The organism is Microbacterium sp. (assembly GCF_047606685.1).
GTDB lineage: Bacteria > Actinomycetota > Actinomycetes > Actinomycetales > Microbacteriaceae > Microbacterium.
Window position 1 is genome coordinate 1 of the sequence record NZ_JASGEC010000099.1, and the last position, 6,386, is coordinate 6,386.

A 6,386-nucleotide genomic window follows, 5' to 3' on the forward strand; every position below is an offset into this window, starting at 1 on the left:
GAAGACCGTCTGCGTCTTGATCTCGCCGGTCTGGTGGTTCATGAACTCGGCCTCGACGTACAGCGGCGCGGCGTAGGTCTTGCCGCGCTCCTTGCACTCGTCGATCGAGTACTTCTCCGGCTCCAGATACGGGTTCGTGAAGCTCAGCTGCATCGTCTCGCTGAGGTCTTCGATCGGGGAGATCTCCTCGAAGATCTCCTCCAGGCCGCTGATCTGCGGCACGTCGTTGCGGCCGGCCTTCGTGGCGGCGGCGACGCGCTGCTTCCACGCGTCGTTGCCGACGAGCCAGTCGAAGGACTCGGTCTGCAACGCGAGCAGGTCGGGGACCGTCAGCGTGTCGGAGATCTTGGCGAACGAGAGGCGGGATGCTCCGCGGCCGTTCTTGGGTGTGGTGGTGGGGTTGGATGCGTTGCGCGCAGCAGCCAAGGGGATTACCTCCGTGGGCCCAGGCAGGGCTCGTGTTCCTCGTCGTAGGGGTGGAGTGCTCGTTCGTTCCCCCGAGCCTGTGCGTCACACCTCGCTGCCGAGGGAGCGCAGGCACAGCCGACCACCATATGAGGGCAGGGGGAATCGCAGAGCGCAACTACCTACTATACGGGTGCGGACGCGCCGTGTCCAGTCGGGTTCTTGACGACTGCGGGATGCTGCGGTATAAACGCGCGCCGCTCACTCCCACGTCCAGGTGGCGAGCACCGACGCGGCGAGCGCCTCGCGGTCGGCCTGCGGCACCGACGAGCTGAACGAGAACGTGACGACGTAGGTCTGCTGGTCGTCGGTCGTGTAGTACTGCTCGATCACGTACTCCTGGCCGTTGGCAGACATGCTCGCCGAAAGGTGCGCCGACTCGCTGCCGGCGACCGTGACGCGCTCGCCCACCGTGACGTCGGTGGCCCCGACGGACTCCAGCTCGTCGAAGCCGGCCGACTCGACCTCGTCGGGTGTGACCACGCCCGCCGGCGACACGATGACGTTGACGTTGTCGGAGAACCCGTCGGTGTCGTCGAGGTCGGCGGCGAAGCTGTCGGGGTCGTAGCCTTCGATCGGGTCGGGCACTCCCCAGCCTTCGGGCACCGTGTAGCTGTAGCCGGTGCCCGAGATGGTCTCGCCGACCGCGGGCGCGACGGTGGTCTCGGCGGCCGGGGACGCCGATGTGGTGGCCTGTGGGCCCGTGGTGGCGCAGCCGGCGAGTGCGAGCGAGACGCCGAGCACGAGCGCCGCGGGCATGGTGAGGCGAGACATCGCCCCAGGCTATCGCAGCGGCGGGCGCGCGTGCCGGAACCGGATGCGGGTGCCCGGCCGGGCCTGCGCGAGCGCGTCGAGCGAGGCATCCGTCACCACCGCGACCACCGGATAGCCGCCGGTCACCGGTCCGTCGGCGAGCAGCACGACCGGCCGGCCGGCCGGCGGCACCTGCAATGCGCCGGGGACCATGCCCTCGCTCGGCAGCTCGCCGGCACGGACGCGGTCGAGCTCGGGGCCGTCGAGGCGCATCCCGGCGCGGCTCGCGTCGCTCGTGGCGGTCCACACGCTCTCGAACAGCAGGGCGCGGGCGGGCGCCGAGAACCAGTCCGCGCGAGGGCCGGGCGCGAGCTCGACGACGAACTCGTCGTCGAGCGGCACGCCCCACGGCGCGATGTCGAGCACGGGAATGGATGCCGCGGGCGCCCCGATCGCGAGGAGGTCGCCCGCGCGCAACGGCGGCGCGCCGAGGCCGGCCATGAGGTCGGACGAGCGCGAGCCCGCCACGAGCGGTGTGTGGACGCCGCCGCGCACGGCGAGGTAGGCCCGCGCGCCGTGCGCGAACCCGTCCAGGCGCAGCTCGGCGCCGGCCGGCCACGCGTGCGGCTCGTACGGGTCGACCGGGCGCCCGTCGAGCAGCACGGGCCCCCACGCCCCCGCAACGGCGAACCACGTGTCGCGCTCGGCGACCGCGCTTAAGCCGCCCATCGTGACTTCGACGCCCGCGGCGCCCTCGGGGTTTCCGAGGAGCCGGTTCGCGGTGCGCAGCGCCGCCCGATCCAACGCTCCGGAGCGGGCGATGCCCTGCGCGGCCTGGCCGGGCCGGCCGAGGTCTTGCACGGTGGCCAGCAGCCCCGGTTCGACGACGCGCACCCCGGGCGCCTCACTCCCGCCGCCGAGACCCCCGCCGCCGAGACCCCGCGAGGTGTCGCGAGACCCACCCCCGCCGCCGAGACCCCGCGAGGTGTCGCGAGACCCACCCCCGCCGCCGAGACCCAGCTCCCCGGTGTGGGTCTCGGCGCGCGAGGTGGGTTTCGGCGCAGAGCGCGTGTCTCGGCGACCGTCGCGGGACGGCGACGGCGACGGCTCCGGCGACGGCTCGGGCGACGGCTCGGCGGTCGGGCGGAAGCGCACGCGGGCGCCGGGGGCGAGCAAGGCGGGCGGCGACGCTGCGGGATCGAACAGCGGCGCCGCGGTCGTGCCGATGAGGCGCCATCCGCCCGGCGTCTCGCGCGGATACGCGCCGGAAAAGCCCGCCGCGAGCCCCACCGCGCCCGCGGGCACGCGCGTGCGCGGCGACGCGAGGCGCGGGATGTCGTGGGTCCAGTCGTCGCTCACGAGGTACCCGAACCCCGGCGCGAAGCCCGTGAACGCCACCCGCCACTCGGCGGCGGCGTGCCGCCGCGCGAGCTCGTGCGCGGTGATGCCGAGAAGCGCCGCCGTGTCGGCGAGGTCGGGGCCGTCGTACACGATGTCGAGCTCGACGAGCGGCGCGGCCGCGCCATCCCGCCCTCCCCCGGGCTCGGCCCGCTCGATCCACGCGCGCGCGGCCGACACGGACAGCACGCGCACATCGAGCGCCACGAGGATCGTGCGCGCGGCCGGCACGATCTCGACGACGCCGGGAGGGGCGGATGCCGCCAGCGCGCCGTGCAGCGCGAGCACCTCGCCGAGCGTGTCGACTTCGACCAGGACGGCCCGGTCTCCCATCGGCAGGACGCGGCGGGAGGCGGGTGCACTCACCACGGCGCGCGCACCTCGACGCCGGCGTCGTCGAGCGCCGCGCGCACAGCCTGCGCCATCGCGACGGCCGACGGCGAGTCGCCGTGCACGCAGAGGGATGCGGCATCCGCGCGCACGAGCGAGCCGTCCACCGCCTCGACCACGCCGTCGCGGGCGAGCCGCACCGCGCGCGCCGCCACGGTCGCGGGGTCGGACAGCAGCGCGCCGGCCTCGCCCCGCGGCACGAGGCTGCCGTCGGCGCGGTAGCCGCGGTCGAGGAACGCCTCGCGCACGAACGGCAAGCCCGCCGCGGCGGCAGCTGCGGCGAGCGCGTCGCCGAGCGCGAGCACCGGCACCGCCCGGCCGACCCGGTCGGAGAGCCCGGCGATCGCGGCGACCACCGCCGCGGCGGTCGCGGGGTCCGCCCCGGCGGCGTGGTACAGCGCGCCGTGCGGCTTGACGTAGCGGATGTCGGCGCCCACGGCGGCCAGCGCGGCCAGCTGCTCGGCGACCGTGGCGCGCAGCGCGGCGGGCTCGATCGCGATCGGCGCGCGCCCGAAGCCCGCCCGGTCGGGGAAGGACGGGTGGCCGCCGACCGCGACCCCGTGCCGCGCTGCGCGCGCGACCGCCTCGCGCATCGACCGGGCGTCGCCGGCGTGCCCGCCGCACGCGACACTCGCGCTGGAGACCACCGCGAACATCGCCTCGTCGTCGGCGGTGGGCACCCCGTCGACGGTCTCGCCCAGGTCGGCGTTGAGGTCGATGCGCGCCATGGGTCCACGGTAACGCTGCGCGCGTCCGCACAACTCCTCCTATCTGCGACCCGCAGCTCCCCGGACACGCGCAATCTCGCGAGGCCGCCGCGCCCTGTTGCGCGGCGAGGAGGAGTTGTGCCGCACCAGAGCGCGGCACAACGAGCACTGCGTAGCCTGGAGGGATGGCACGCGCCCGCTACGAGCCCGACGAGTCGCCGCAAGCGCGGCTGTCCGACGGCTCGATCGCGCGCATCGTGCGCTCGCGCTTCGTGCCAGGCTGGGAGCTCGACGTCGACGGCACGCCCCAGTCGCACGTCGACCTCGACGACCCGACCCACTTGCACTTCGAGTACGTCGCCCGCATGGGCGCGGTCATCGACCTGCTGCGGATGCCGGGGCAGGCGCTCACCGCCGTCCACCTCGGCGCCGGCGCCATGACGATCCCGCGCTACGTCGAGGCCACGCGGCCGGGCTCGCGCCAGCAGGTCGTCGAGCTGGAGGCGTCCCTCGTCCACCTCGTGAAAGAGCATCTGCCGCTGCCCCGCGGCGCCGCCATCCGCACGCGCGTCGGCGACGCCCGCGAGACGCTCGGCCGACTCCCCGCCGGACTGGCCGGCGCCGTGGACCTGCTCGTGTCGGACGTGTACGCCGGGTCGCAGACCCCCGCGCACCTCACGAGCGTCGAGTTCTATACGGCGGCGGCGCGGCTGCTCGCGCCCGACGGCGTGCTGCTCGTCAACGTCGCCGACGGCGCGGGGCTCGCGTTCGCGCGGCGCCAGGTCGCCACAGTGCGGGCGGTGCTGGAGCATGTCGTCGTGCTCGCCGAGGTGCAGACCCTGAAGGGCCGGCGGTTCGGCAACCTCGTGGTCGCCGCGTCGCCCGCACCGCTGCCAACACCGTGGCTGCCGCGGCTCATGGCCGCCGGCCCGCACCCGGCCAAAGTCGCCCACGGCGCAGAACTCGACGAGTTCACGCGCGGCGCGCGGACGGCCACCGACGCCGACGCCACGGCGTCGCCTCGACCCGCGGCGTCCGTCTTCGAGCGCTGACACGGGCGCTCGGGGCGGGAAGGATGCCACGGCTCGGCGTGCCACGACCGGCGGCGCGGGCGCGGCAGGCAGACTGAAGGTCGAGCCGTCACGAGAGGAGTCGAGCGTGAGCTACATCAAGGGATGGGACGCCAAGACCCTGCGCGAAGTGGTCGACGTGCGCGCGTGCCGCGAGCGCCTCGACGAGATCGGCGAGCAGCGCAGCCTGCCGGCGCTGCTCGAGCGCGTGTGGCTGCTGAAGGTGCTCGGCCGGCCCGAGGACGCCCTGGTGATCTCGGAAGAGTCGGTGCGCGTGGCCCGCATGGGCGGCACCCGCAAAGACCTGCTGCGGGCGCGCATCCTGCACGCGAGCGTGAACCAGCGGCTCGGCGCGTTCGAGGCGGCGCTGCACGAGCTCACGACGTGCGCCGCGGAGGCCGAGGGGCAGGGCTGGGGATCGATCGCCGCGTTCGCTCTCCAGCACCGCGGCCGCGTGCACTTCGACGCGGGCGACTATGACGAGGCGCGCTCGGACTTCAAGCAGGCGCTGTTCATGCGGCAGGAGCTCGGCGTGCCCGACGATCAGCTGGAGTCGACGATCCTCGCCATCGACACGGTGGACCGCCACCGCGCCGCCGTCGCGATCGCCTGAGTGTCGGACGCCCGTTCTACGCTCACGGCATGTCTGATCTGCACCGCGTGCGCGCCTGGGCCGACGCTCTGATCCGCCTGCACCTCGACGAGTCGTGGTCGTTCGGCTTCGACAACGCCAAGCGGCGCGCCGGGCTGTGCGACTACGCGCGCAAGCGCATCAGCGTCTCGCGCTACCTCGCCGCCCGGTACGACGACGACACCAACCACCAGACGCTGCTGCACGAGGTGGCGCACGCGCTCGCCGGGGCGCGCGCGGGGCACGGCCCGCAGTGGGCGGCGATCGCGCGCGACCTCGGCTACGTCGGCGGCACCACGCACAACGGCGAGACGGCGACCGAGCTCGCGCCATGGGTCGGGGTGTGCCCCAACGGGCATGTCGCCTATCGGCACCGGCGGCCGACCAGGCCCACGTCGTGCTCGAAGTGCGCGCCGCGCTTTGACGAGCGGTTCGCGTTCCGGTGGACGCGCCGCCAGATCACGCGGGCGGCCCGGATGGCGGCCGCCACCCCGCGCTGACCCCCGCGCGGCCTGCCCCCGCCTGACGGTGAGACTCCAGCTGAGCGCCGAGACCGTGGGGGCAACCGCGGTCTCGGCGGCCACGTGGAGTCTCAGCGGAGGGGCGGGGCGGGATGGGACGGGTTCAGCGGGGGGCGAAGAGGGCGGGGACCGCGTCGGTCGCGTCGAGCTCGGCCGCGTGCAGCACCTCGTCGCGGCCGCCGCGATCGAGCAGCTCTTGGCCCGAGCCGCTCGCCGTGAGCAGGTGCCGCAGCGCGCCGCGCAGGCCGCGGAACGCCTCGGCGGCCGCCGCCGCCTCCGGCGCGGTGTGGTCGATGCCGCGCGCCGTGAGGGCGTCGACGATCGCCCCCGCGCCGAACAGGTCTTCGACGGCGAAGCGCAACCGGCCGTCCGGCGCCGTCTCGCCCACGGCGACCACCGCGACGCTCGTGCGCGCGGCGCGGCGCGCCTGCTCGGCCAGCACGGCGCCGGC

Annotated in this window: 7 protein-coding genes and 1 pseudogene; 3 read left to right on the forward strand and 5 right to left on the reverse strand. The window is 74.8% G+C overall.

Features of this window, described 5'->3' with window-relative positions; translation table 11 throughout:
• From QM611_RS11930 to pxpA, 4 genes and pseudogenes are all read right to left on the reverse strand, one after another.
• Positions 1 to 426 (reverse strand): annotated as a pseudogene (locus QM611_RS11930) (DNA-directed RNA polymerase subunit beta); the annotation flags it as partial.
• A gap of 240 nt (positions 427 to 666) precedes the next feature.
• On the reverse strand, positions 667 to 1,239 hold the full coding sequence (locus QM611_RS11935; RefSeq protein WP_415080139.1) for a hypothetical protein: 573 nt from the start codon (positions 1,237 to 1,239) through the stop codon (positions 667 to 669).
• Between the two features lie 9 nt (positions 1,240 to 1,248).
• Positions 1,249 to 2,985 carry a 5-oxoprolinase/urea amidolyase family protein gene (locus QM611_RS11940; protein WP_415080140.1) on the reverse strand — a complete coding sequence of 579 codons (1,737 nt, stop codon included), beginning with the start codon at positions 2,983 to 2,985 and terminating at the stop codon, positions 1,249 to 1,251.
• Entirely contained in the window at positions 2,979 to 3,734 is a 756-nt protein-coding gene (gene pxpA, locus QM611_RS11945; protein WP_415080141.1) for a 5-oxoprolinase subunit PxpA, read from the reverse strand. Before pxpA ends, QM611_RS11940 begins: the two co-directional genes overlap by 7 nt.
• A gap of 164 nt (positions 3,735 to 3,898) precedes the next feature.
• Here pxpA and QM611_RS11950 point away from each other — a divergent pair, with 164 nt between their 5' ends.
• From QM611_RS11950 to QM611_RS11960, 3 genes are all read left to right on the forward strand, one after another.
• Complete coding sequence (locus QM611_RS11950) at positions 3,899 to 4,765, forward strand: spermidine synthase (RefSeq protein ID WP_415080142.1); 867 nt, start codon at positions 3,899 to 3,901, stop codon at positions 4,763 to 4,765.
• 106 nt (positions 4,766 to 4,871) lie between these two features.
• Positions 4,872 to 5,396, forward strand: coding sequence for a tetratricopeptide repeat protein (locus QM611_RS11955; RefSeq protein ID WP_415080143.1), 525 nt, complete (start codon positions 4,872 to 4,874; stop codon positions 5,394 to 5,396).
• A gap of 29 nt (positions 5,397 to 5,425) precedes the next feature.
• A complete protein-coding gene (locus QM611_RS11960; protein WP_415080144.1) occupies positions 5,426 to 5,914 on the forward strand; it encodes a SprT-like domain-containing protein in 489 nt (162 codons plus the stop codon).
• 124 nt (positions 5,915 to 6,038) lie between these two features.
• On the opposite strand, the gene QM611_RS11965 is transcribed toward QM611_RS11960, so the two are convergent.
• On the reverse strand, positions 6,039 to 6,386 hold a 348-nt coding region (locus QM611_RS11965), incomplete at its 5' end, for a 2-phosphosulfolactate phosphatase (RefSeq protein WP_415080145.1).